Below are 21433 nucleotides of genomic sequence, written 5' to 3' on the forward strand. Positions count from 1 at the left end.
CACGTGCCCTACGGGCAGGTGAAGCGAACCGCGCCTGTCGGGCGTCCGATCCGGCGTGTCCTCGTGTCCCCATCGTATCGACGACACCGGAACCGGGACCTTGCGATTGCCTGACGCAGCCTGTTCGGGCGACTCGCGCACGGCTTACTGGCAACTCCTCGTCCGTGCGCCGGACCTTGCGGTTGGCTGACGGTGCGGGTCGTCGTCGGGCCGGTGGGTATCCGAGGAGCACGGCCGCCGTGGTGGCCGCGGCGTGCCCGTCCACCACCGGAGCCGGATCCGAGATCGGAGAAGACGACACGCGCAAAAGGCGCGGAGGAAGTGGCAGAGGTGCGAGCGACATTCCACCTGGGACGGTTGTGGGGCATCAGGATCGGCATGCACTGGAGCGTGCTGGCCGTCGTGGTGCTGCTGGTCTTCGGCGTCGGGTTCGCCCGGTTCCCCTTGGCCTATCCGGGTTACGGGGCGGTGGCCTATCTCGTGTCCGGTGTCGCGGCGGCGGTGGCGTTCCTGGCTTCCCTGGTGGCGCACGAGATGGCGCACGCCCTCGTCGCGCGGCGCGAGGGGCAGGAGGTCGAGGGCATCACGCTGTGGATGATGGGCGGTCTGGCCTCGCTGAAGGGCCAGTTCCGCGATCCGGGCGCGGAGTTCCGCATCGCGGGCGTCGGCCCCCTGACCAGCGGGCTGGTCGCGGTGCTGTTCGGCATCGTGACCTGGCTGGTGGTGGTCGCGGACGGGCCTGCCCTGGTGTCGGGTGTGCCGGCGTACCTGGCGCTGATCAACCTCGTGCTGGCCGCGTTCAACCTCGTCCCGGCGGCGCCGCTCGACGGTGGCCGCATCCTGCGCGCCGCGTTGTGGCGGCGCTGGGACGACCGGCACCGCGCCACCGTGGTCACCTCCCGCCTGGGGCGCGGGTTCGGGTTCGGCCTGGTCCTGCTGGGTGTGGTCGGGCTGCTGGCCGGTGCGGGCGGCGGCCTGTGGTGGGTTCTGATCGGTTTGTTCATCGTGCTGGCGGCGGGTGCCGAGCAGTGGCAGGCGGAAGTGGGCGCGGCGCTGGCGGGCGTGCGGGTGCGCGACGTGATGACCCCGCGACCGGATGTCGCCGACGGAGCTCGCAGCGTCGACATGTTCCTGAGGGACACCGCACTCGTGCGCCGCCACTCGGCCTTCCCGCTGGTGGACGACGCCGGCCGGGTCGAAGGCATGATCACCCTCAACCGGCTCAAGAGCGTTCCGCCCGAGTTGCGCGAGACCACGACCCTGCGCGAGGTGGCCTGCCCCCCGGAGGAGATCCCGTTCGCCGCACCGGACGACTCGCTGCCGGAGCTGATGTCGGCGATGAACGGCTGCTCGGACGGCCGCGCCCTCGTCTTCGACCAGGGCGCGCTGGTGGGCATCGTGTCGCCCACCGATGTCAGCCGCGCCGTGACCCTGCGGGGCTTGGATGCAAGGCAGTGAGCCACCCTTCGAGAGCGGCGGGCCCCGGCGTCCGGGTGCTTATCGGTCGCGTCGGGGCGCGCTCTCGAGCGGAAGTGGAGAGGAGCGCAGACATGAGGTCGAGAATTCGTCCCGGGGCCGACACCGGCAGGTGCGCCCGGGTGTCGGCGGTGTCGGTCACGCGGGTGGAGGTGTGCCCGGTGCTTCACCGACAACTCGACGTCCGACTCCGCGACGGCGGGGCGGAAGCCACCCGGCCGGCGGTGGGAGCGTGGACGCCGTGTTGAGCCACCAGGAACAGTTGCGGTTGCGCGAGATCGAACGGGTCCTCGCCACGACGGATCCCCGGCTGGCACATGCTTTGCGCACCACGTTGCCCGATGGAGCACGGCCTCGCCTGTGGCCGTGGCGGGTGTTGTGGATCTGCGGTGCGACGGTGGCGTTCATCGGCAGTCTCGCGGTCAACTTCCCGCTCGTGCTGGTCGGTCTCTCGTGGGTCGGCGTCGGACTGATCATGGCCGGACACGTCCGACGCCGGCGGGTACGGCGATCGCAGCGCGAGTTGGGTCTCGGGGATTGAGCACCCAGGCGGGCACACCGGACTGGCGCAGGGTCGGTCCGGTGCGACCGGGGTCCGACAACACGCGGTCCTGACCGCCCTCGAACCGTCGCAGGGGAAGAACAGGCGTTCCGGAATCGTCGGAGGTGCATGGGCCATGACGCGCAGAACCGCGACCGGAGTGGCGAGTGGACTTGTCGCCGGATCTGTGATGGCCCTGTGGGCGACGGCCGCTTCGGCGATGACGGGCGCGGGACTCCTGACGCCCTCAACGCCATCGCCCACTCGTTCGCCGGATTCCTCGGGGGCATCCCATTGGACGGGACCTTCGACTGGCTCGGCTCCGTGGTCGGGGCGCTCGTCCACCTCCTGCTGGCGGCGCTGTTCGGCGCGCTGTTCGCGCTGATGGTGCCGAACCCGTTGAGCGAAGGTTCTCTGCTGGGATGGACACCGGTGCTGGTCGGCCCGGTGTACGGGGCGCTGTTGTGGCTGGTGGACCACGTCGTGCTGTGGCCGCTCATCGACTCCGACGCCGCCGCCGCGTTCACGCTCTGGATCTCGTTCGTCGGCCACCTGCTGTACGGGCTCGTGCTCGGCTCCGGCGTGCGCTCGGCTGCCGTGCGCCCGACTCGCAGGATGGCCTGATCGAAGGCCACCACGGAGAAGGCCTGCGGTGCGCGCCATGTCGCACGGAGGTGTCGCGCTGCGCAGGTTGCCCCCGCTGCGGACGGTCAGGGTGCCGCTGTTGGTCGGTGTCCGTGTCCGGTCGGTACCGGATCCGCGACTGCGTCCTGGGCGTCGTGGTGCTGCCCGCCATTCGGTGGCCACGGCCTCGGCCAGTGGCGGCGACGGGGTGGTGTGGCCGCCGTCCAGGTGCGGACCGTCGCCACCCGCGTCGGCATGACAGATGCCGGGATCAACCACCACTTCGGCAGCCGTGACGGGCTCTTGGCCGCGCTGTTGCGCCACGGTGGCTGGAAGGTCCGGGCCGGGGTGGAGGAGGTGCTGCGTTCCTGGCTCGACCGTGGCGCCGACCTCGTCGACCTGGTCGACGGCCTGGCCGTGTTCTACCGTCGCGGCTACGGCGAGTTGGCCGTGGCGCTGCACGCCGCCGGCTGGCGGGACCAGGGATCGGGGATGCTCGACCCCGTCGTCGACGTGCTCCACGCGCTGCGGCCCGACGCCGCCACCGCCTCTGTGGAGGACACCCGCCTCGCCGTCGCCGCTCTCCACCAGGCGCTCGCCACCGAGCCCTTGTACGGCCCGCGGTTCCGCCGCAGTGCCGGGCTCGCCGGCAGGGCCGCCACCGACTCCGGGCCCCAGCTCCGCTGGTGGGCCACTCACCTCGCCCGCTCCCCGGGTCTGCGATAGCGCTTGGCTGCCGGGTCGCATGTGGACAGAAACGACGCGCGACGCACGGCGGATCCAGGACGGGCGCGTCCTGTCGGCGGAACGCCGCGACGCGGCTGCTGTGACTGCGCTCACAAACGGGCAAGATCGGAATTCTGCTGCCTATCTAACGGTTGCTCAGGTTGTCAAACGTTAGAACCGGAAGGATTTCGCCATGTCGCGTCTGCCCCTGATCCAGCCCGAGACCGCTACCGGCCCGGCCGCCGACCTGCTCGCCGGCGTGCAGAAGGCGCTGGGTGTCACGCCGAACATGACCAAGGCGATGGCCAACAGTCCGGCCGTGCTCAAGGCGTACCTCGACTTCTCAGGAGCCCTCGGCACCGGCGTGCTCCCCGCCCGCGTGCGCGAGCAGTTGGCGCTGTTGGTCGCCGAGGAGAACGGCTGCGACTACTGCCTCTCGGCCCACACCTACATCGCCACCACCATCGCCAAGCTCGACGCCGGGGAAGCCGACCGCGCCCGCACCGGCTTGGCCGCCGACGCCAAGGCGCAGGCCGCGCTCGCCCTGGCCGCCGAGATCCTGCGCACGCGGGGCGGAGTCGAGGACGCCGACCTCAAGGCCGCCCGGGAAGCGGGTCTCACGGATGGCGAGATCGCCGAGGTCGTGGCCCACGTCGCCCTGAACGTGTTCACCAACTACCTCAACAAGGTGGCCGACACCGACATCGACTGGCCGGTCGTCCGCCACAACCACTGACCCCGACGCCCTGGCTCGCGCCGCGACCGGCGTGGGCCAGGGCAGCGGCCCACATCGACTGCTCGTGTTCGCTGGGTGCGAATGGCACCGGCGTGGGACCTCGGCCCAGGTCGGACGAAAGGTAACGGCGGCCGTCCTGACGACTCACAGCGTGTCCAGGTGGATTCAGTCGTCGTGGGCGACGGGTTCACCGCCTGCCTCGGCGAAGGCCCACAGCACGCCCACGAGTCGGGTCCGGTTGGCCTCGGGCATCCGGACCACGATCTTGCGGATCTTGGCCGGCGTCTGCGCGTGACCTGCTGGACGACCCGCCGGCCCGCCGGGGAGACCGCCAGGACTACCTCGCGCCGGGAACTCGGGCTCGACTCCCGCTCCTGCGGCGACCAGGCGGTCGGACATCCCGCTCACCGTGGCTGGGTTGACCGCCGGCAGTTCCGCCAGAGCGGTCGACTTGAGCGGCCCGCGGCCTTCCAGCACCACCAGGGTGCGGAACTCGGGCAGGGTGATCGTCTCGTCCACGGCGGCGATCGACCGGGCGGAGACGGCGACGAGGAGGCGTCGAGGTGGTCGGCATCGTCGTCGGCGAACTGCTCGACAACGCCCGCCGGCACGGCGACACGCCCTGCGTCGTCCGGCTGTCGTTCGACCTGGAGAGCGAGGCGTTGCTGGTCAGCGTCCGCGACCAGTGCGTCCGCCGGCCCGAACCGTGGCGGTGCCGCGCGGGCTTGATGGTCGTGGAGGCCTTGTCCGTCCGGTGGGGCGCGGTGTCGGAGCCTGGCACGACGACCATGTGGGCGGAGTTGCGGTTCGACGACTGACGCCGGTCGGGACTGCCCGTGCCGCCGCGCGCACCGACCCCGAGGCCGGTACCGGCCGGCGTCTGACCGGGAGCCGCACCACGACCTCGGCCGGGAAGGAGGGGCAGGACATCTAGGGCTGACCGCGCCGCTCACCCGGCTCGCGGGTGTTCTCGCGGATGTGTCGGAGCCGGTGCTGCGCCAGCCGGTGCAGCATCTCGCTCAGCGCCTCGGGCACGATCTGGCCCTCCAGGTCCCGCCGGGCCTCGACCACGGTCTCCGTGACGGTCTTCCTGGGCAGGACTCCGCTGAACTCCGCGGCCAGTCTGCCGATGGTCTCCACGCAGTGCCGATCGAGCCGCGGCGTGTTCGACTCCATGACCGCTCCCGTCCCGGGTACGTCCCAGGGGCCGGCCCCCGGCGCGGGATCCGGCGACCGCCGGTCATCGTCCCGGTATTCCGCGTCGCGGTGCATCGCTCGGACCCTTCCCGATGGTGGAACCGTTGGGTTACCCCCTGCCTGGGTTCTCGGCACATCGCGGCGCTCGTCCATTGGGGACGACCTCGAGCGACACCGTGGAGCCCCGGTGGGGCGGGGCTTGGCGGCGCGCCGGGGTCGCGACTCCTCGGCCGGAACCGTAAGAATCCATTGTGGACAAAAGTGGTTCGGTGGCGCTGTCACGCCGCGGTCGCGCACTTCCCGGTGATCCTGCCGGCAGGAATATCATCTCCGTCGAGCGGCGGCGGGTGTGGCCTGCTCGATGGCATAGGCGTGCAGCACGGTTCGGGTGTCGCCGTCGACCCGGAGGAATCCTTCGCGCAGGCCGTCGGCGAGGTCGTCGAGGGCGCGTGAGAGCACCGTTCCGGCCAGTCTCGTGCCGCGGTGCTCGGATGTCAGCGCGTGGTCGGCGAGGTCGAGGGCGTAGCCGAGCACCATCGGCAGGGACAGCCGTTCCGATGTCTCCCTGAAGTAGTAGGTGGCGGAGTACTGGATCAGATCCACCCGTACCCGGCTGAGGCCGTCGGCGAGTTCGAGGAGCGTGGTGGGCGGGATGTCGTCGACCACAGAGTCCGTGTGCTCGCTGGTTGCGCTGCGCAGCGTCGCCAGGCGCAGCGCGAGCACGCGCCTGCGGGTCAGCGCCGGGTAGATCTGCACGATCCAGGAGACGGCGGCGGTGAGCAGGAAGAACCCGACCAGCGCCTCCAACGGCGCGACCAGCCGCAAGGACGGCGAGGTCGGGACGATGTCACCGAAACCCAGGGTGGTGACCGTGACCAGCGACAGGTACAGCGAGTCGAGGAGGTCGCTTCGTTCCGGGTGGTCGAGCGCGGAGGCGAAGGAGAAACCCTCGGGCATCTGGGCGAAGTAGATCAGCGTCCACCCCGCCGCGGTGAGTCCGCCCCAGGTGGCCACGACGGCGGCCATGCCCAGCGGTCCGGACAACGACGACGACGCGCCACGGCCGTCGAGGCGGCGAGCGGACCGCCACACCACCCTCATCACCAGTGTCGCGAGATCACCTCGGACGCTGGGGTGGAACAGGGTGTGGAACACGTCGCGCAGGGCGAGGAGCACCAGCGCGACGCCCAGCGCCGTCCACAGCCATCCCATGCCCACTCCTCCTCGGTGCCGGCATCCGAGCCCGACACAGGTGATGCCGACGACCCTGGCCGCGCCCGTCCACGTCCGGCGCCGACCGCACCGGACCCGTGTCCGGCGCGCTGGTGCCGCGTGTCGCCGCAAGCATTCTCCGTCACCTGTCCACGGTGGACTCGCGCCGACCCGCGGGCAACGTTCGGTTCATGGCAGTCGGTGTCGGCGTGACCCTAGGCCCGGGAGGGGACACCGCGCGGTCCGCACCCCGGCGTCGGGCGGGTTCCGAAATCTGCGAGAGCGCTCCCTTCGCGTGGTGACCGCTCACGTGCCGCTGGCAGCGTGGTCAGCGGTCCCCGGGCGGGGTTCAGAGCGCCATCCCGCCGGCGCTCCTGCTGATCGCAAGCAGTTCTTCAGGTGCACACCCGGCGGGGAATGGGAAGCTCGAAGGTGTCGCACATGATGTCGCTCGCGGTCACCGGTCGTCGTGCTGATGTGTGGGGTGGTGTGGGATGACCGCGCACTTCGACAGCGCCACCCTGGTTGTCACCGACGACCCGACGATGTCCGCCGAGGTGGTCGCGCTGTGGGTGCGCGAGCGGCTGGACGGCTGGCTGGAGCACGAGTTGGCAGCGGTCGGCGTGGTCGTCGGAGAACTGCTCGACAACGCCCGCCGCCATGGCGGCACCCCGTGCGTCCTCCGGCTGTCCGTCGACTTCGTGACCAGGACGCTGCTGGTGAGCGTCCGCGACCGGTGCGCAGGCGCGCCGAAGCCCTGGGCGCGTGGTGCGGGACTGCTGCTCGTGGAAGCCCAATCCACGCGGTGGGGCGTGGTGTCGGAACCCGGTACCACGACCGCGTGGGCTGAGTTGCGGTTCGACGACTGATCCGAAGGTCGCCGGTTGACATTCCCTCGCGTGATCGCGATCCGGTCCGGCGTCCATGCTCGGTGGCGGTCACCGGCAACGCGGACCGGTCGGTTCCGGACGCGTGAGCGGCTCGGCGGGAGGGGTCTGCTCCGACACCGGCGGCCGGTCGGCGTCGGAGGTCCGGCCGAACTCCTGCGTCGCCCACACCGAACCGTCGTCGGCGCAGAACACGCCGATGCCGACCCGGTCCCAGCCGGGGTTGAGCACGTTGGCCCGGTGGCCGGGAGAGCGCATCCACCCGGCGTGGACGGCGCCGGCCGGGACGGGGCCGGTGGAGCGGAAGATGTTCTCGCCGATCGCGACGAACCCCGCCAGGTCTTCGCGGCCGAGCAGCGCCCGCGTGTCCTGGTGCTCGAACCGGCCGGTGGCGGCCATGTGCCGGCTCCACTGGGCGGCGACCGCGGCCAGCTCCTCGTTCCACGACACCGGTGCGAGTCCTCGTGCGGCCCGCTCGGCGTTGACCCGGTCGAAGATCTCGCGCTCCATCTGCTGCCGGGGCGTCGCGTCGGCGCTTGCGGCGGGCGGCGACCCGGGTGGGGGCCCGCCGCGTGGGCCACCTCGTTCCGCCACGATGCAACCGCCGGTGGCGGTCAATGCCACCACCAGGGCCGCCGCGACGAATCCAGGCCTCACACGCCGGGGGTTTCCGGATCCGGCCAGTACGACACGTCCCGGGTGTCGGGTGCCACCGCCGGTGTCGGCCGCTGTCCGCCCTTTTGGCCACGGGTGCGCACAGGACCTGATCGGCCACGGGAGCGAGGGCATCCGAGATCCTTGCGATTGCCTTGCGGACCGGTCCGCCTCAGAGGGCCACCAGCCGGTGGTGCACCCGTATGCCGCGGCCGGTCCTTTGGCGCCGTCCTACCGCGGCCGGGGAACCCGTGGCCGCGAGCGCGGCCAGCGGTGTGGCCTTCGTTGCGGCTGTGTGGTTGGCGCCGACACCGTCCGCTTTGGACTTCGCGCCCGGCGAGGGTTTCGAGGGGTGCTGGCGCGACATCGTCGCCGGCGCGGCCATCGCGCTGCTCAGCCTCGTGCGATCACTCGCGCCCCATAAGGTCCCGTGGTTGAGCCTGGTCAACGTCATGCTGGGCGTATGGCTGCTGTTCGCGCAGGTCGTGCTCGGCTACCGGCCGTGGCCGGGTTCGACGGCGGCGGCTGGGAACACCATCGTGGTGGGTTTGATCGTGATCGCAAAGGCACTCTTCAGCACATACGTGACTTGTCGCCGCCGCGCGCGGGATGACCCATCCAAAGACGTGTCGTGACCGACAAGGCCCGATGCCGCCCCAGCCACGGCAAGAGTGCACTGCGCCGGGGTGTTCCCGGGGTCGGTCAGCCACGAAGTGGTCAACGGCGCGCCGTGCCCGGTCGCCGTGCTGCTGCCGGACAGCGCCGCCGCGTCGGCGAGATGACGCCGTTGTTCCGCGACAGCGCCATGACGGGCTGACTGATTCCGCGGTTCGCGGGAAGTGTGGTGCGGCTCGCTGCGCAGCCCCGCGATGCGAGCCGCACACGAAGTATGGGGCACCGGTGGTACCTCAGACCTGACGACTTGCTGACGATTCGCGCCGGGAACCGGACTCGACCGGCGTGGCGCCAACACGTGGTCGAGGTGAGGTATCGTCCGGACCGCGCGCACCGTGCGCGCAACGGTGGCGGGCCGGGGAGTGGTGCGTCATCTCGGTGGGTCGCTCACCTCACCCGACGGCTGGCCGGCGTCCCCGCCCGCGCCCCTCGGACGACGCGGCCGGGGGGCGCGGGCATCGGACCCGTCGCCGGATTCATGGCGAGCAGGAGACCACGCTGCTGTCGGGAGCGATGTCGACAGCGGTGACCGGTCAGAGCTGCGGGTAGACGCCGAAGCGGAAGTCGCCGCGTTCGTCGGTCCGCACGTCGAGCACCATGTCGGCCAGCAGCCGGGATGCTCCGTCGTCGAGGAACACCTTCGCGCCGTGCTCCGACGCGACCGTCTTGTCGCCCTCGGCAGGCGCGGGGGCGATCTCCAGCCGAAACGCCGGGTTGTCGTCCAGCGCTTCCAGGGTGATCCGCAACCCTCCACCGGGTCCGGCACCGGTGGCGTTGGTCAGCGTCGTGATGGCCGCGGTCGCCGAGTCGTCGATGGCAAGCACAGTCTCTTCCTCCCGGTTGGATGCCCCGTGCGGGGCCGGTCACCGTCCACGCTAGGTCCGGCGGGCGCGAGGGCAAGCGTCGGCGGGGAGGAATCCGTTGTCCGCAAGGGAATCGCAAGGACGCCTTCCTGTCCGAGACCCGCTTTTCTTGCGATTCCATGACTGTTCCGCGTGTTTTCGTCCTCAATGGACTGCCCAGCGGTGCGTCGACGACGGTGGGTGGGCGCGGTGGTCGAGTGGCGAACGGCGGCCTGCGCTGGACCGGCGGGGGTGGTGATCGGTGGACCGTGTACGGCTGGGATGTTGTCGTGGGGGCTTTGGTGGGCATCCTTGTGGGGTGGCGGGCGCGGGAGGTCGGGAGATGGGGCAGGTGACGCGCGCGGGTCGTGGTGGCCGTGCCGGGCTGGCGGCGCTGGGCGTGTTCGTGGTGGCCGAGGTCGTGTGGTTCGCGGTGTCGGTCCTCGTCCTCGTGCTGTTCGCGGGTGATCCGGGGACCGCCGACGGCCGCCTGCCGGTGGGGGCGCTGGTCGCGCTGCTGGTGGTGCCGACCGCGCTGGCGGCGTTGGTCGCGGTGGCGGGCGTCGCCCTCGTCGGGGGCGGGCCGGGTGAGGGGCGGGTCGGGCGCGGGTTGGCGGTTCGGTGGCGCCCGCGTGATGTGGCCGTCGGCCTCGGGTTCGGCCTGGGAGGTCTGCTGGTCACGGTCCCGGCGGCGGTCGCCTGGGCGGCCTGGGTGGGTGAGGACGACGCGAACTCCGCCGTCGGCGAGGCGTTCGAGGGCAGGCAGCTCCCGCTCGCGGTGGCGATCGGGGTCTTCCTCGCGGTCTGGCTGCTCGCGCCGATCGGTGAGGAGATCCTGTTCCGCGGTGTGCTGTGGCGGGCGCTGGAACAGTGGCGGTTCAACCGCTGGGTGGTGTTCGCGGTGACCAGCGTGGTGTTCTCGGTCGCCCACCTGGAGTTGCTGCGCACGCCGCTGTTGCTGGTCCTGTCGATCCCCGTCGGCCTGGCCCGGCTGGTCACCGGCAACCTCCTCGCCGCCGTGGTCGCCCACCAGGCCAACAACTTCCTGCCCGCGGTGGGACTGCTCCTGCTGACGACGTGAACGGCTGTCCCGTGGGATCGACGAGCGAACCACGGAGCCGGGTCAGGTCAGGACGGTGCCCGACCACCACGGCGCGCAGTGGTGCTCGGCGGCCACCGCGTCGGCGAGGCCGTCCAGCGCGTGGTGCAGCCAGGTCTCCGCGGTGGCGCGGTGGGCGGTGTGGTGGAGTTCGACCTGGGCGGCGACAACGCTTCGGCCGGGGGCGAGGTGCAGCACCTGCGCAGTGCCTGAGTAGCTGGTGCCCGTCGCGCCCCACGTGATGCGGCGTGACTCCCAGTCGATGTCCACGCGGCGTTCGACGATGTGGTGCACGCCGCCGTGCCCTATCCACAGGCGCAGCAGATCGGGTCCGTAGCGGTCGACGTCGATCCCGTCGGGTAGCCACGCGGACAGGTCGTCCAGGTCCGTCATCACGTCGAAGACGGCGTCCGCGTCGGTCGGGACGGACCTGGTCCGGGTCACCCGGACCGTGCGGCTCATCGGCTCGCCCTGGTCGGCAGGGTGTCCAGGCGGTAGTGGGCCAGGCGGTGGAGCATCTCGCCGATCGCCTCGGGCACGATCTGGCCTTCGAGGTCGCGGCGGGCGTCGGTGACGGTGCTGAGGACCACCTTGTGCGACACGCGTCCGCCGAACTCGGCGGCGAGCCGGGTCGCGATGTCCTTGACCAGCGGATCGGTGCTGAGTTCGTCATGGGTCACGGTGCGCTCCCGTTCGTCCGGTGTCCCCGCCATCCTCCGCGAAGAATCCGTTGGTGCATCTGACGACTGGCTGACGATCGCTCCCGGTGCCGGGGACGTGGTCCGGCTGGTCGTCCGGTGGCGGGTCGGCCCGTCTTCCGAGCACGGCCCGGATGCGGGCGGCCAGGTCCCCGGCCGCCAGCGGTTTGGTGACGTACTCGTCGGCGCCGGCGTGCAGGCCCGCGAGGACGTCCGAGGGATCGGTGCGGGCGCTCACGATGATGATCGGCACGTCACCCCGGGCGCGCAGGGTGCGGCAGACCTCCAAACCGTCGACGCCCGGCAGCATGACGTCGAGCAGGACGACGTCGAACGCGGTGTGCTCCAGCAGGGCCAGGGCGTCCTCGCCGGACACCGCGTCCGTCACGGCGAAGCCCTCGTCGGCCAGCGCCAGACCCAGTGCCAGCCTGATGTGCTCGTCGTCCTCGACCAGCAATGCGGAAAGCTCCATGTCACAAGGGATTGTGCCCCGCGCGGCGGGCCCGTGCCGACCGCGGTGCGCGTGGCGAGGGGCGATCGCAAGGCGATCGCAAGGTTCGTCGGGGCTCGTTGCCACCACCATGGGTCGAGTGCTCTGCCAGGATTTCCGGGTGTGTTGCGAGGTGCCGGTCGCGAGAGCGCGGCCGGCACCCGCCCGGCCACGACCGTGGAGAAAGTCGACACCTGACGCTGTGACCGCGATCCCCCTTGACGACGGCACCTGCTCGCCGCTGCTGATCTGCGACGACTGCGGACGTGCCTTCTCCACCGATCGGCGGCCACCGGTGGAGTGGCCGGCCCTGTGGGCGCTCGCGGTCGATGCGGGTTGGCAGGGCCGTGACCGCCCCGTGGGGCCGCACGTGTGCGAGCGCTGCGCGCCGCCCGTGCCCGCAGGCGTGCCCGGACCGGTCGGTCGAGCGGCCGGCGACGTCGGAGAGGTGTGATGTCCGATGTGGACGGAAATCCTCGAGGCGGGTCGATGATCCCCGACCACGAGTCCGTGGCGCTGGTGATCGAGGAAGGCGACTTCCCCTCGGACGACGAGATCGCGCGGTGGCTGGCCGAACAACTCGACGGCTGGCTGGACCGGGACCGTGCGCTCATCGGCGTCGTCGTCGGGGAACTGCTGCACAACGCGCGCCGGCACGCGCTGCCCCCGTACGTGCTGCAGTTGGGCCTCGACGAGGCGCGCGAGGCCCTGGTGGTCGCGGTGCGGGACGAGCCGCTGACGCGGTTCGGTGGTTGGGACCGCGGCGCGGGCCTGCTCCTGGTGGACGCGCTGTCGGCGCGATGGGGCGTGTTGGCCAACCCGGAGAGCACCATCGTGTGGGCCGAGCTGGTGTTCGACTGACCATGCGATCCGCCGTTCCGATCGGCCCGCTGTGCGTGGCCGCGTTCCTGCTCGGGATCTGGTTGGTGTTGGCACCTTTCGCGTTCGGGTACGGCATCGCCGACGCGCGGCTGACGTTGCACAGCAACGACGTGCTCGTGGGCGCGGCCGTGGTCGTGGTGTCCGTGATCGGCATGATGGCGCTCGACGAGGTGCCGTGGACCGGGCCGCTGCTGTGCCTGGCCGGGGTGTGGGTCGCGATGGCGCCGTTCGTGCTCGACCACCGCGGCGGTACCGACGCCACCGCCGCGGTGGTGAACGATTGGGCGGTGGGCGGCGGGATCGCCGTGCTCGGTGCCGCGGTGGCGTTCCTCGCCCACCGCCTGCGCTGAGACCTGCGACGGTCGCGCGGTGCGGCACACGCGCCGACACGCGGTCGGCGCAAGTGCGAACCTGTGCCCATGGCGAGGAAGAAACCGGTGGGTGTGCCGGTGATGGACGTCGCGGACATCGCGCGGCGGGCGAGCGAGGACGCCCAAGGCGTCCCGGCGGACCTGCTCGACGGCTACCTGGAGGCGTTGGCCGAGGTGAGCGCCGGTGGTGGGCGGCTTCCGGTCGAGCACCTGGAATCGCGGCGCGCGGTGGGCGCGCTCGCGGCCGAGCGCGGTGTGCCGATGCGGGCCGCGATCGACCTGTACCTGAGCGCGACCTGGCTGGCGTGGCCGGCGCTGCCGGGCGTGCGGGGGTCGACCGGCGCGGAGATGTTCGGCGCGGTGGGCAAGGCGGTGTTCCGGGCCGCCGACGCGGCGGTGGGCGCGCTGGCCGACGGCTACGAGGAGGCGCGGCGCTGGGCGGTGCGGCGGGAGGAGTCGTCGCGGCGGGAGTTCGTGGACGACCTGCTCGACGGCCGCAACCTGCGCGAGTTGGCCGAACGCGCGGAGCGGGTCGGGTTCCGGCTCCCGGGTCGGTCCGTCGTCGCGGTGGCGGCGGCCGACGAGTCCTTTGTGGACGGAAGCGGCACCGTGCGCCGGGTGGACGCCTCGCTGCGCGCCCGGGTCGACGCGCGGGACGTGCTGGTGACCACCAAGGACGGGTTGCTGGTGTGCGTCGGTCCCGAGCGGCTGATCGCACTGGCGGAGGAGTTCGTCCGGCTGGTCGGCGCGACACTGGGCGAGGACGTGCGGTGGCGGGTCGGTGTCGGCCGCGCGGAGGAGGGGCCGGGTGGCCCGGTGCGGTCGTTCGGGCAGGCGCGGGACGCGCTGGACGTCGCCGCGCGGCTCGACCTGCCCGGTCGCGTGCACCGCGCGTCGGACCTGCTGGTGTTCCGGGTGCTGGGCCGCGACCGGGCGGCGCTGGCCGGCCTGGTGTCGGCGGTCCTGTCGCCGCTGCGGCAGGCGCGCGGCGGTGGCGAGGTCCTGGTCGAGACGTTGTCGGCGTACTTCGCCTGCGGTCGGGTGGCGACGGAGTGCGCCCGGGTGCTGCACATCGGCGTGCGGACGGTGACCCATCGGCTCAAGCGGGTCGAGGAACTGACCGGCTACCGCGCCGACGACCCCGTTCAAGGGCTCACCCTCCACGTGGCGGTGCTGGGGGCGAAACTGCTCTGACCTTGCCGGAGGTCGGCAAGCAACGGCGTGATCTTTGGCCGATCTCGCGCGTTGTCGGCCGGGTCCGTGCCCGGCAGCATTGGCGCCACGCCGACGCGGGGGTGTCGGCGGCGAGGACCGGCCAGGGGGGAGGAACACGCGGTGCAACGGGTGCTCTGGCCGGTCCTCGCAGGGGCCGCGGGCGTGGCAAAGGCGTGCACGGCGGCGGAGCCGGGGGCACAGCGGACATCGGGCGCTCCCGACCGTCGGGGAACGGTGGGAGCACGCCCTTTCCCAGGGCGCACCGGAGCGCGATGCGCGTGCTCCGGTGCGTCGACCCGGCAACGGCCTTGGGCCGCCGATCCGGTCAGGGGCCGGTCGACGGGTGCGGGGGAGCGGTCGTCGGGGTGGGGGTCGGCGAGGACGATGTGGTGCGGTCCGGGCGTTGGGTGAGGGTGGGGGTCGCCGCGGGATCGGCGGTGGAGGTGGTGAGCGGCTGCGGTTCGTCCTGTGCCGTCACGCCGCACGCGGCGAGCAGGGTCGTGGTGAGCAGCGCGAGCACGAGCGCTTTCACGGCCGCGCCTCCGGGATCTCCACGACGAAACGGGCTCCGCCGCCCGGGCGCTCCTCGACCGCGACGGTGCCGCCGTGCAGGGTGACGTGCTGCGCGACCAGGGCGAGGCCCAACCCGCTGCCGGTGTCACGGCTGCGGCTGCCGGCCCGCGTGCCGCGGTCGAACCGCTCGAAGATGCGGTCCCGCATGTCGGCGGGAACACCGGGACCGGTGTCGTCGACTTCCAGCCGCGCGTGCCCGTCCCGGCGCCGCACCGCCACGCGCACAACGCCGCCCGCGTGCCGTTCGGCGTTGTCCAGCAGGTTGGTGACCACGCGGTCCAACCGCCGCCGGTCGCCCAGCACCCGGGGTGCGGGGTGGTCGGCCTCGACGGGCACCGGGTGCCCGGGGCGGGCGGCGAGCACGTTGTGCACCAGCGAGACCAGGTCGATGGTCTCCAGGGCGGTGTCGTCCACCCGCTGGTCGGCGCGGGAGATCTCCAGCAGGTCCACGACCATCCGCGCGAACCGGTCGACCTCGGAGGCGAGCAGGTCCACCGCCTGCCCCGCGGTGCCGGGGATCTCCGCGCGCCGCCGGGTGAGCACCGCGGTGGCGTTGACCATCGTGGTCAGCGGCGAGCGCAGTTCGTGGCTGACGTCCCCGGCGAACCGGGCGTCGCGCAGCACCCGCCGTTCCAGGGCGTCGGCGGTGGCGTTGAACGTGGTCGCCAGCGGGGTGAGGTCGGGGTCGGTCTGGTCGGGCAGCCGGGCGCGCAGGTCGCCGCCCGCGATGCGGGAGGCGGCCGTGGTGAGCGCGGTGAGCGGGCGCAGGGCCCGGCGGCTCGCCCACGACCCCAGCGCGACCCCGAGCAGCCCGCTCAGCACGACGCCACCGACGAGCACGGCGCTGAGGAACCTGAAGGTGCGGTCGAGTTGGAGCATCGGCGCCAGCTCGACGTAGGTGGCCCGCGCGGAGCCGATGGGCAGCGTCACGGCGAGCACCGGGATGCCGTCGACGACCAGTCGCTGGGCCGCCGGCACACCGTTGCGGCCCAGGTCGAGCAGCCGGTGCGGCAGGACCGCGGGGTCCACCTGCCGTCCGCTGGTGAGCACCCCGCCCGACTGGAACAGCATGACCGTGGTGTCCGGCCCGGTGGTGAGACCGGTGAGCAGCTCGTCCAGGCCCTCCGACCCCTTGCGCAGCGACTCGCCGACCAGCCGCGCGTTGACCTCGGCCTGGCGCACGCCGCTCTGCTCGCGCTGGCGCAGCATGTACCCGGACGTCAGGTTCCAGATCGCGACGGCGAGGACGCTGGTGATCAGCAGCGAGCCCACGCCCAGCACGAGCGCGACGCGCCACCGCAGGGACAGCCGGGGCAGCGGCGTCACGCCCGCGTCTCCGTCCGGTAGCCCACGCCCCGCACGGTGAGCACGAGGGCCGGGTTGTCGGGGTCGGGTTCGACCTTGCGGCGCAGGCGGCGGATGTGCACGTCCAGCAGCCGGGTGTCGCCGAAGTAGTCGTAGCCCCACACCCGTTGCAGCAGGTCCTCGCGCGTCACGATGCGGCCCGCCGCCGACAGCAGTTCCACCAGCAGCCGGAACTCGGTGCGGGTGAGGTGCAGCTCGTCCCCGCCGCGGTGGACCTTGCCGACCTCGGGCAGCACCTCCAGGTCGCCGACGCGCAGCACCTCGTCGGGGCGGCCGGTGCCCCGCCTGCGCAGCAGGGCGCGGATGCGGGCCGCGAGCACGCCCGCGACCAGCGGCTTGGTGACGTAGTCGTCGGCGCCCGCCTCCAAGCCGGTGATGACGTCGGAGGCGTCGGTGCGGGCGGTCACGATGATGATCGGCAGGTCACCCTTGGCGCGCAGCGTGCGGCAGACCTCCAGCCCGTCCACGCCGGGCAGCATCAGGTCGAGCAGCACCACGTCGAACGTGCTGCGCGTCAGCAGGTCCAGCGCCTCCTCGCCGGACACCGCGTCGGTGACCGCGAACCCCTCGTCGGCCAGCGCCAGCCCCAACGCGCGCCTGATGTGCTCGTCGTCCTCGACGAGCAGTACCGAGAAACCCATAACGGCTCGATTCTGTCCCGTGACGGGGTGCCAGTGTTGCGCCCGCTCACCCCCGACGCGAATCGCAAGGCGATCGCAAGGTCGTGTGGCGCGTCCCGTCCCACCGGTTGAAAACAAATCACCGATCCGGTTATGACCTTCCCCCCACCGTGTGGCAGGCCCCTCGCCCACCCGCTGAAACCATAAAACCGGCAACGCGCCGGTGAACTGGTGGACGTCGATCCCCGGGTGGTCATCGGCGTGTTGCAGACCGTCCTGCTGGTGCCGATGTTCGCCGACCGGCTCGGCGACCCGGCCCTCCACCCCGAGATCATCGACCTGCTGGTGGACGTCGTCGCCGCCGGTCTGTCCACGAAGGGGGACACCACATGAGCAAGCGTGCTGTGATCGTCGGCGCGGGCATCGCGGGGCTGGGGGCCGCGCTGCGGCTGCGCCGGGCGGGGTGGGAGCCGGTCGTGGTCGAGGCTGCGGACGGCCGAGTCGGTCTACTACGACACCCTCAGCCAGGTCGTGCTCGACCGGTGGAGCCGCGGCCGGGTGGTTCTGCTGGGCGACGGCGCCTGGTGTGACGCTGTTCGCGAGCCACGGCTCGTCCCTGGCGGTCGGTGGCGCGGACCTGCTCGCGGCGGCGGCCGTTGGTGTGGCGTGGAGGTGTCCGCGGCGTCCGGCGTTCTCCAAGCTGCTCGCCAGGCTTCCGCGCTCCGGGGCGGGGAAGCCATACTGGGTGGTGTCGGCCGTGGGATGTGGTGAGCGTGACGATCCCTGACCGTGATCGGCGGGCGCTGGACGAGATCGAACGCCGGCTGTCCCGCAGCGATCCCGAACTCCGCGCAACGCTGTCCACTATGGACCTGCGGGCGGTGTCTCGTGCGCGTACCAGGCGGTCTGTCGCCGTCATGCTCGGGTGCTGGGGGATCGGGCTGACGCTGGGCATCAGCGGCGCGGCCACCTACTCTGCAGTGCTGGTGGTCTCCGGCGCTGTGGTCATGACAGCCGTTCCGATGGCTGTCCACCTGCGCATGTGGTGGGACGTTCGCGGCCGTCGGTGACCGAACTTCGCGATCCGACCATGACGGGCCGACCGCCCGTTCTGAACGGGAGGAGACCTCGGTGGGGGAGCTTCGAATCGAGGTCGACGACCTCCGCTGGGATCGGATCCCGCGCGTGACCAGGTACCGCGTGAACCGGCGGCGCAGGCGCCACGAGACCGGGCTGCTGATGTTCACCGTCAGCCGGACCTCCGTGCGCCACACCGCCTCCCGCTACTTCCGCGTGAACCGGGTCCTGGAGGACGGCGAAGTGCTCGCGGAGTCGGACTCCCAGTGGCCGTTCTCCAGGTTCCGGCCGCTGTCGCCGGGGTTGCACCACCTCGTCCTGTGCTCGGGCACCCTGACCGAGGAGGTGGAGGTCCGCCGTGACGTGGTGCTGGAACCGGGCCGGCTGCTGGTCGTGGGCTGCCGGCCGGCGTACTCCTACCGGCCGTTCAACAGGAACCCACCGCCGGACCGCTGGTCGATCGGCCTCTTCGACCCGCTCTGACCGCCTGGACCACCGCCACGACCGCCGAACCGGTCACAGGCGACGCGCGGAGCGCCATGCCTTGGAGTAGTGACCACCGTCGTCGAGCAGCGACGTGCCGCCCACGTCGCCCATCGTGGGTCCGTTGACCCGTTCCCGGCTGGAGATGAAGCGGTGCTTGCCGCGATCGTCCAGGCCGAGGTAGATCCCCACGTGGTCCAACGTGTCGGGATCGTCCTCGACCTCGAAGAACACCAGGTCGCCGGGTTGCAGGACGCCGTAGTCGGTCGCCCGCCTGCCCTCGTCGGCGACGAGTTGGACGCCGGGGCCGAAGCGCGAGAGGGCGTAGGCCCGGCGGGGGAGGCCCGGTCCGGCGGTGTTGGTGCCCAGCAGCGGCATGCCGAGGCGGTAACCGAACACCAGCCGCACGTAGCCCGAGCAGTCCACCGCCCCGTAGCGGCTCTGCTCGGGTCGGACGGAGGGTCCGCCGGGGAACTGCCACGGCACGCCGAGGTAGTCGTAGAAGTCGGACTGCTCCTGCCGGCCCGCCCCCGACGCCTTGACCGGTCCGAACGACGCGTCACCCCGGAAGCGCACGCCCTTGGCGTCGGTCTCCGCGGGCGCGCCCGCGATGTACTGCGCGGCCACCTCCAGCACGTCCGGGCTGGTGTCGAGCCGGGCGGCGGCGAACCAGTCGCGGAACCAGGCGTCGTTCTCGGCACCCGCCCGCCAGGGTTGCGGGGACAGCCGGACCCAGGCGGAGGTGTTGACCTTCGCCGGTGTGGCGGCGGGTTCGCTGAACGTCCGCCGCGGCCCGTTGACGAGCACCGTCCGGGCGTCGTCGGTGAACACGGCCACGACGTCGCCGTCCTGGTCGCGGACCACCGTTCGGGAAGGCCCGTCGACCCGCTCGTAGACGAGCTCGGCCGACGACGGGACCGTGCTGCTCCGGGACGGGGTCAGGGCCTCGGCTGCCGCACTCGTCGAGGGTTCCCCCGACCCGCCGCGCCACCAGACCAGCACCCCGACGGCGAGCACGACCACGGCGATGACGGCGACGACCACCGGCCGGCGTGCGGGCATGCGTTCCACCTCGTACCTCCACCGCCGACCGTTCAGACCGTGGGCACCAAGCCGATCAGCACACCGCTGGCCAGCACGCCGTAACCGGCGGCGCTGACGGTACCCGTCGCCAGCGCCGTGACCAGCGGCGGCTGTCGGACGAGCTGGTAGGCGATGAGCCCCGGCACGACGAAACCGAGCGTCTGGTGGGCGAACAGCAACGGGTAGTCGTGCTGGATCAGCATGAACAACGTGGTCTGGAGCAGGACGCCGGTGAGCACGACGGCGGCGAACAGGCGCTTGCCGTAGAGGATCACGACCCGCTGCAGCAGTTTCACCGCGCCGAACGTGACGCCGCTCATCACGACCACCAGCAGGGCGCGGCGGTAGTCCTCGACCAGCGTCAGGGCGAGCCAGCCCGGCGTGATCATGCCGCCCGGCGACAGGTTGGTGGTCAGGTAGCAGGCCAGGGAGAACACCAGGCCGATGGCGAGGCCGAGCGTGGCCACCTCGGGCAGCAGGAGCGATCCGTTGGTCACGAGTGGTTCCTCGGTCGGTGGCCGACCGGCCCGGGACGCCGGACCGGCTGGGGGCGGCGATCGCCCGGGTCGTGCGGCGGTTCGAACAGGTTGCCGCGGATGCGGCGGTGGACCTGGTCACGCGCCGGTGGCGGTGGCGGTGGCGGTGGCGGTGGCGGTGGCGCTGATCGCGGTGGCGGCGTCGGTCGTGGACGCGGGCCCGGTCGCCGGGGCGCCGGCGGCGGCTCCTCCCGCGCTTCCTCCGGCAGCCCTTCCAACGCGGCCAGCAGCACCTCGCCCTGGCCGTGGATGTTGCCGATGGCGACGAGGGACGCATGGCCGTCGACGCCGTCCAGCACGGCGTCCAGGAGTTCCTCCGGAGAGCGGGGGCCGCCGAGGTCGACCACGACGTCCTGCCATTCGTCCTCGATGGTCGAACGCGCGCTGCGGGTCGGCTCGCCGATCAGCAGCACCCGGTCCGGGTCGATCCTGGCGACGAGCGCGCCCATCTGCCGGTTGCGCTCGACCCGGTCCGGCCGGCAGTTGACGACCACGTGCAGCGGACGCGCGATCGCGCCCTGTTCCAGCAGGCGCTCGATGTTCATCAACGTCGACTCGGGGTCGTTGGCGGCGAACACGTTGGCGAGCTTGACCCGCTTGCCGTCGACGGTCCGCGTCTGCACCGACAGGACACCGGGGTCCGGAGGCGCGGACCACATGCCCTCCAGCGCCGACCGCCGGTTGACGCCCAGCAGGTCGGCGACGGCCAAGGCGATCGCCACGTTCTCCTTGAAGGTCACCCAGCTGAACCCGGCCATCTCCTCGTCGGTGACCGACTCCGGGTCCACCACGACGAGTTCGCAGTCCCGCTTGGCCGCTTCCCGCTCCAGGATGTGCAACCGGTCGCGTTCGGCGGTGACGCACACCCCTCCCACCGGCATGGAGCGGCTCAGCGATCGCGCCACGTCGTCCAGGGTCGGGCCCATCTCCGCGAGGTGGTCCTCGCGGACGTTGCACAGCACCCCGATGGTGGAGCGGATCAGCTTGCTCTGGTTGATCTCCTGGAGGTCGGGCATGACGGCCATGCACTCGATGACCAGCACGTCGGACCGGTAGGCGGCGGCGCGGCGCACGATGCCGATCTGCTCGACGACGTTGGCGATGCCCCACTTGCGGTAGACGGGCTCCTCGCTGCCGTCGGGGTGGATGAACCGGGCCGCGGTGCCGGTGGTCTTGGCGGTGGTGACCAGGCCGCCGCCGCGCAGGGCGCCCGCGCACAGCCGGGTGATCGAGCTCTTGCCACGGATGCCGTTGACCAGCACCCGGTGCTCGATGCCGGCCAGCTGTGCCAGGTGCCGGCGCTGCTCGGTGACACCCGCGGCGAGGAGCCCGGCGGTCAGGAGGAGGAAGACCACGTACAGGTAGGTCACG

31 protein-coding genes are annotated in these 21433 nt (G+C 71.9%); 17 read left to right on the top strand and 14 right to left on the bottom strand.

What is annotated here, in order from left to right; genetic code table 11:
• Positions 1-330 precede the first annotated feature (330 nt).
• The 5 genes from RIN75_RS15680 to RIN75_RS15700 all read left to right on the top strand — a co-directional run bounded on the left by RIN75_RS15680 (position 331) and on the right by RIN75_RS15700 (position 4103).
• Complete coding sequence (locus RIN75_RS15680) at positions 331-1458, top strand: site-2 protease family protein (RefSeq protein ID WP_309112643.1); 1128 nt, start codon at positions 331-333, stop codon at positions 1456-1458.
• A gap of 250 nt (positions 1459-1708) precedes the next feature.
• On the top strand, positions 1709-2017 hold the full coding sequence (locus RIN75_RS15685) for a DUF3040 domain-containing protein (RefSeq protein WP_309112644.1): 309 nt from the start codon (positions 1709-1711) through the stop codon (positions 2015-2017).
• A gap of 198 nt (positions 2018-2215) precedes the next feature.
• Positions 2216-2641 carry a DUF6789 family protein gene (locus RIN75_RS15690; RefSeq protein ID WP_309112645.1) on the top strand — a complete coding sequence of 142 codons (426 nt, stop codon included), beginning with the start codon at positions 2216-2218 and terminating at the stop codon, positions 2639-2641.
• Between the two features lie 213 nt (positions 2642-2854).
• A complete protein-coding gene (locus RIN75_RS15695) occupies positions 2855-3367 on the top strand; it encodes a TetR family transcriptional regulator (protein ID WP_309112646.1) in 513 nt (170 codons plus the stop codon).
• A gap of 193 nt (positions 3368-3560) precedes the next feature.
• Positions 3561-4103, top strand: a complete 543-nt coding sequence (locus RIN75_RS15700) for a carboxymuconolactone decarboxylase family protein (protein WP_309112647.1) — start codon at positions 3561-3563, stop codon at positions 4101-4103.
• Positions 4104-4268: 165 nt separating this feature from the next.
• On the opposite strand, the gene RIN75_RS15705 is transcribed toward RIN75_RS15700, so the two are convergent.
• Positions 4269-4622 (bottom strand): MarR family transcriptional regulator, encoded by a 354-nt coding sequence (locus RIN75_RS15705; protein WP_309112648.1) that lies wholly within the window; start codon positions 4620-4622, stop codon positions 4269-4271.
• Between the two features lie 44 nt (positions 4623-4666).
• On the opposite strand from RIN75_RS15705, the gene RIN75_RS15710 reads away from it, so the two are divergent.
• Positions 4667-4921, top strand: coding sequence for an ATP-binding protein (locus RIN75_RS15710; RefSeq protein WP_309112649.1), 255 nt, complete (start codon positions 4667-4669; stop codon positions 4919-4921).
• Positions 4922-5033: 112 nt separating this feature from the next.
• Here RIN75_RS15710 and RIN75_RS15715 read toward each other — a convergent pair whose 3' ends face one another.
• Both RIN75_RS15715 and RIN75_RS15720 read right to left on the bottom strand, forming a co-directional pair.
• On the bottom strand, positions 5034-5279 hold the full coding sequence (locus RIN75_RS15715) for a hypothetical protein (protein WP_309112650.1): 246 nt from the start codon (positions 5277-5279) through the stop codon (positions 5034-5036).
• 345 nt (positions 5280-5624) lie between these two features.
• Complete coding sequence (locus RIN75_RS15720) at positions 5625-6512, bottom strand: potassium channel family protein (RefSeq protein ID WP_309112651.1); 888 nt, start codon at positions 6510-6512, stop codon at positions 5625-5627.
• Positions 6513-7006: 494 nt separating this feature from the next.
• On the opposite strand from RIN75_RS15720, the gene RIN75_RS15725 reads away from it, so the two are divergent.
• Positions 7007-7381 carry an ATP-binding protein gene (locus tag RIN75_RS15725; RefSeq protein WP_309112652.1) on the top strand — a complete coding sequence of 125 codons (375 nt, stop codon included), beginning with the start codon at positions 7007-7009 and terminating at the stop codon, positions 7379-7381.
• Between the two features lie 69 nt (positions 7382-7450).
• Here RIN75_RS15725 and RIN75_RS15730 read toward each other — a convergent pair whose 3' ends face one another.
• The gene (locus RIN75_RS15730) at positions 7451-7909 is read right to left on the bottom strand and encodes a CAP domain-containing protein (RefSeq protein WP_309112653.1); all 459 of its coding nucleotides are present in this window, start codon (positions 7907-7909) and stop codon (positions 7451-7453) included.
• Between the two features lie 464 nt (positions 7910-8373).
• On the opposite strand from RIN75_RS15730, the gene RIN75_RS15735 reads away from it, so the two are divergent.
• Positions 8374-8688 (top strand): hypothetical protein, encoded by a 315-nt coding sequence (locus tag RIN75_RS15735; RefSeq protein WP_309112654.1) that lies wholly within the window; start codon positions 8374-8376, stop codon positions 8686-8688.
• 573 nt (positions 8689-9261) lie between these two features.
• Here the strand turns inward: RIN75_RS15735 and RIN75_RS15740 are convergent.
• A complete protein-coding gene (locus RIN75_RS15740) occupies positions 9262-9552 on the bottom strand; it encodes an iron-sulfur cluster biosynthesis protein (protein ID WP_309112655.1) in 291 nt (96 codons plus the stop codon).
• A gap of 361 nt (positions 9553-9913) precedes the next feature.
• Here RIN75_RS15740 and RIN75_RS15745 point away from each other — a divergent pair, with 361 nt between their 5' ends.
• A complete protein-coding gene (locus tag RIN75_RS15745) occupies positions 9914-10651 on the top strand; it encodes a CPBP family intramembrane glutamic endopeptidase (protein ID WP_309112656.1) in 738 nt (245 codons plus the stop codon).
• Positions 10652-10693: 42 nt separating this feature from the next.
• On the opposite strand, the gene RIN75_RS15750 is transcribed toward RIN75_RS15745, so the two are convergent.
• From RIN75_RS15750 to RIN75_RS15760, 3 genes are read right to left on the bottom strand one after another with little or no spacing between them, the layout of a single operon-like run.
• A complete protein-coding gene (locus tag RIN75_RS15750; protein WP_309112657.1) occupies positions 10694-11131 on the bottom strand; it encodes an SRPBCC family protein in 438 nt (145 codons plus the stop codon).
• The gene (locus RIN75_RS15755) at positions 11128-11349 is read right to left on the bottom strand and encodes a hypothetical protein (protein ID WP_309112658.1); all 222 of its coding nucleotides are present in this window, start codon (positions 11347-11349) and stop codon (positions 11128-11130) included. The genes RIN75_RS15750 and RIN75_RS15755 overlap by 4 nt, the downstream gene beginning before the upstream one ends.
• Positions 11339-11839, bottom strand: a complete 501-nt coding sequence (locus RIN75_RS15760; RefSeq protein WP_309112659.1) for a response regulator — start codon at positions 11837-11839, stop codon at positions 11339-11341. Before RIN75_RS15760 ends, RIN75_RS15755 begins: the two co-directional genes overlap by 11 nt.
• 220 nt (positions 11840-12059) lie before the next feature.
• On the opposite strand from RIN75_RS15760, the gene RIN75_RS15765 reads away from it, so the two are divergent.
• The 4 genes from RIN75_RS15765 to RIN75_RS15780 all read left to right on the top strand — a co-directional run bounded on the left by RIN75_RS15765 (position 12060) and on the right by RIN75_RS15780 (position 14304).
• Positions 12060-12311 carry a hypothetical protein gene (locus tag RIN75_RS15765; protein WP_309112660.1) on the top strand — a complete coding sequence of 84 codons (252 nt, stop codon included), beginning with the start codon at positions 12060-12062 and terminating at the stop codon, positions 12309-12311.
• Between the two features lie 35 nt (positions 12312-12346).
• Positions 12347-12718, top strand: coding sequence for an ATP-binding protein (locus tag RIN75_RS15770; protein WP_309112661.1), 372 nt, complete (start codon positions 12347-12349; stop codon positions 12716-12718).
• A gap of 2 nt (positions 12719-12720) precedes the next feature.
• Positions 12721-13089, top strand: coding sequence for an SPW repeat protein (locus RIN75_RS15775; RefSeq protein WP_309112662.1), 369 nt, complete (start codon positions 12721-12723; stop codon positions 13087-13089).
• A 69-nt stretch (positions 13090-13158) separates the two neighbouring features.
• The gene (locus RIN75_RS15780; RefSeq protein WP_309112663.1) at positions 13159-14304 is read left to right on the top strand and encodes a helix-turn-helix domain-containing protein; all 1146 of its coding nucleotides are present in this window, start codon (positions 13159-13161) and stop codon (positions 14302-14304) included.
• A 346-nt stretch (positions 14305-14650) separates the two neighbouring features.
• On the opposite strand, the gene RIN75_RS15785 is transcribed toward RIN75_RS15780, so the two are convergent.
• The 3 genes from RIN75_RS15785 to RIN75_RS15795 are packed head-to-tail and all read right to left on the bottom strand — an operon-like array spanning position 14651 to position 16904.
• Positions 14651-14857 carry a hypothetical protein gene (locus RIN75_RS15785; protein WP_309112664.1) on the bottom strand — a complete coding sequence of 69 codons (207 nt, stop codon included), beginning with the start codon at positions 14855-14857 and terminating at the stop codon, positions 14651-14653.
• On the bottom strand, positions 14854-16224 hold the full coding sequence (locus tag RIN75_RS15790) for a HAMP domain-containing sensor histidine kinase (RefSeq protein WP_309112665.1): 1371 nt from the start codon (positions 16222-16224) through the stop codon (positions 14854-14856). Before RIN75_RS15790 ends, RIN75_RS15785 begins: the two co-directional genes overlap by 4 nt.
• Positions 16221-16904, bottom strand: coding sequence for a response regulator transcription factor (locus RIN75_RS15795; RefSeq protein WP_309112666.1), 684 nt, complete (start codon positions 16902-16904; stop codon positions 16221-16223). Before RIN75_RS15795 ends, RIN75_RS15790 begins: the two co-directional genes overlap by 4 nt.
• A 210-nt stretch (positions 16905-17114) precedes the next feature.
• Here RIN75_RS15795 and RIN75_RS15800 point away from each other — a divergent pair, with 210 nt between their 5' ends.
• The 4 genes from RIN75_RS15800 (at position 17115) to RIN75_RS15815 (ending at position 18443) form a co-directional block, all read left to right on the top strand.
• Positions 17115-17276 carry a hypothetical protein gene (locus RIN75_RS15800; RefSeq protein WP_309112667.1) on the top strand — a complete coding sequence of 54 codons (162 nt, stop codon included), beginning with the start codon at positions 17115-17117 and terminating at the stop codon, positions 17274-17276.
• Positions 17273-17473, top strand: coding sequence for an NAD(P)-binding protein (locus tag RIN75_RS44120; RefSeq protein ID WP_375295969.1), 201 nt, complete (start codon positions 17273-17275; stop codon positions 17471-17473). The genes RIN75_RS15800 and RIN75_RS44120 overlap by 4 nt, the downstream gene beginning before the upstream one ends.
• 183 nt (positions 17474-17656) lie before the next feature.
• On the top strand, positions 17657-17953 hold the full coding sequence (locus RIN75_RS15810) for a DUF3040 domain-containing protein (protein ID WP_309112668.1): 297 nt from the start codon (positions 17657-17659) through the stop codon (positions 17951-17953).
• A gap of 61 nt (positions 17954-18014) precedes the next feature.
• On the top strand, positions 18015-18443 hold the full coding sequence (locus RIN75_RS15815) for a hypothetical protein (RefSeq protein ID WP_309112669.1): 429 nt from the start codon (positions 18015-18017) through the stop codon (positions 18441-18443).
• A 33-nt stretch (positions 18444-18476) separates the two neighbouring features.
• Here the strand turns inward: RIN75_RS15815 and RIN75_RS15820 are convergent, their stop codons facing one another.
• From RIN75_RS15820 to pgsB, 3 genes are read right to left on the bottom strand one after another with little or no spacing between them, the layout of a single operon-like run.
• Positions 18477-19505: an NlpC/P60 family protein gene (locus RIN75_RS15820; RefSeq protein WP_309112670.1), complete on the bottom strand. Its 1029-nt coding sequence runs from the start codon at positions 19503-19505 to the stop codon at positions 18477-18479.
• Between the two features lie 32 nt (positions 19506-19537).
• Entirely contained in the window at positions 19538-20023 is a 486-nt protein-coding gene (locus tag RIN75_RS15825; RefSeq protein ID WP_309112671.1) for a poly-gamma-glutamate biosynthesis protein PgsC/CapC, read from the bottom strand.
• On the bottom strand, positions 20020-21432 hold the full coding sequence (gene pgsB, locus RIN75_RS15830) for a poly-gamma-glutamate synthase PgsB (RefSeq protein ID WP_309112672.1): 1413 nt from the start codon (positions 21430-21432) through the stop codon (positions 20020-20022). Before pgsB ends, RIN75_RS15825 begins: the two co-directional genes overlap by 4 nt.
• Between the last annotated feature and the right edge of the window lies 1 nt (position 21433).

The organism is Saccharothrix sp. (genome assembly GCF_031180885.1).
Lineage (GTDB): Bacteria > Actinomycetota > Actinomycetes > Mycobacteriales > Pseudonocardiaceae > Actinosynnema.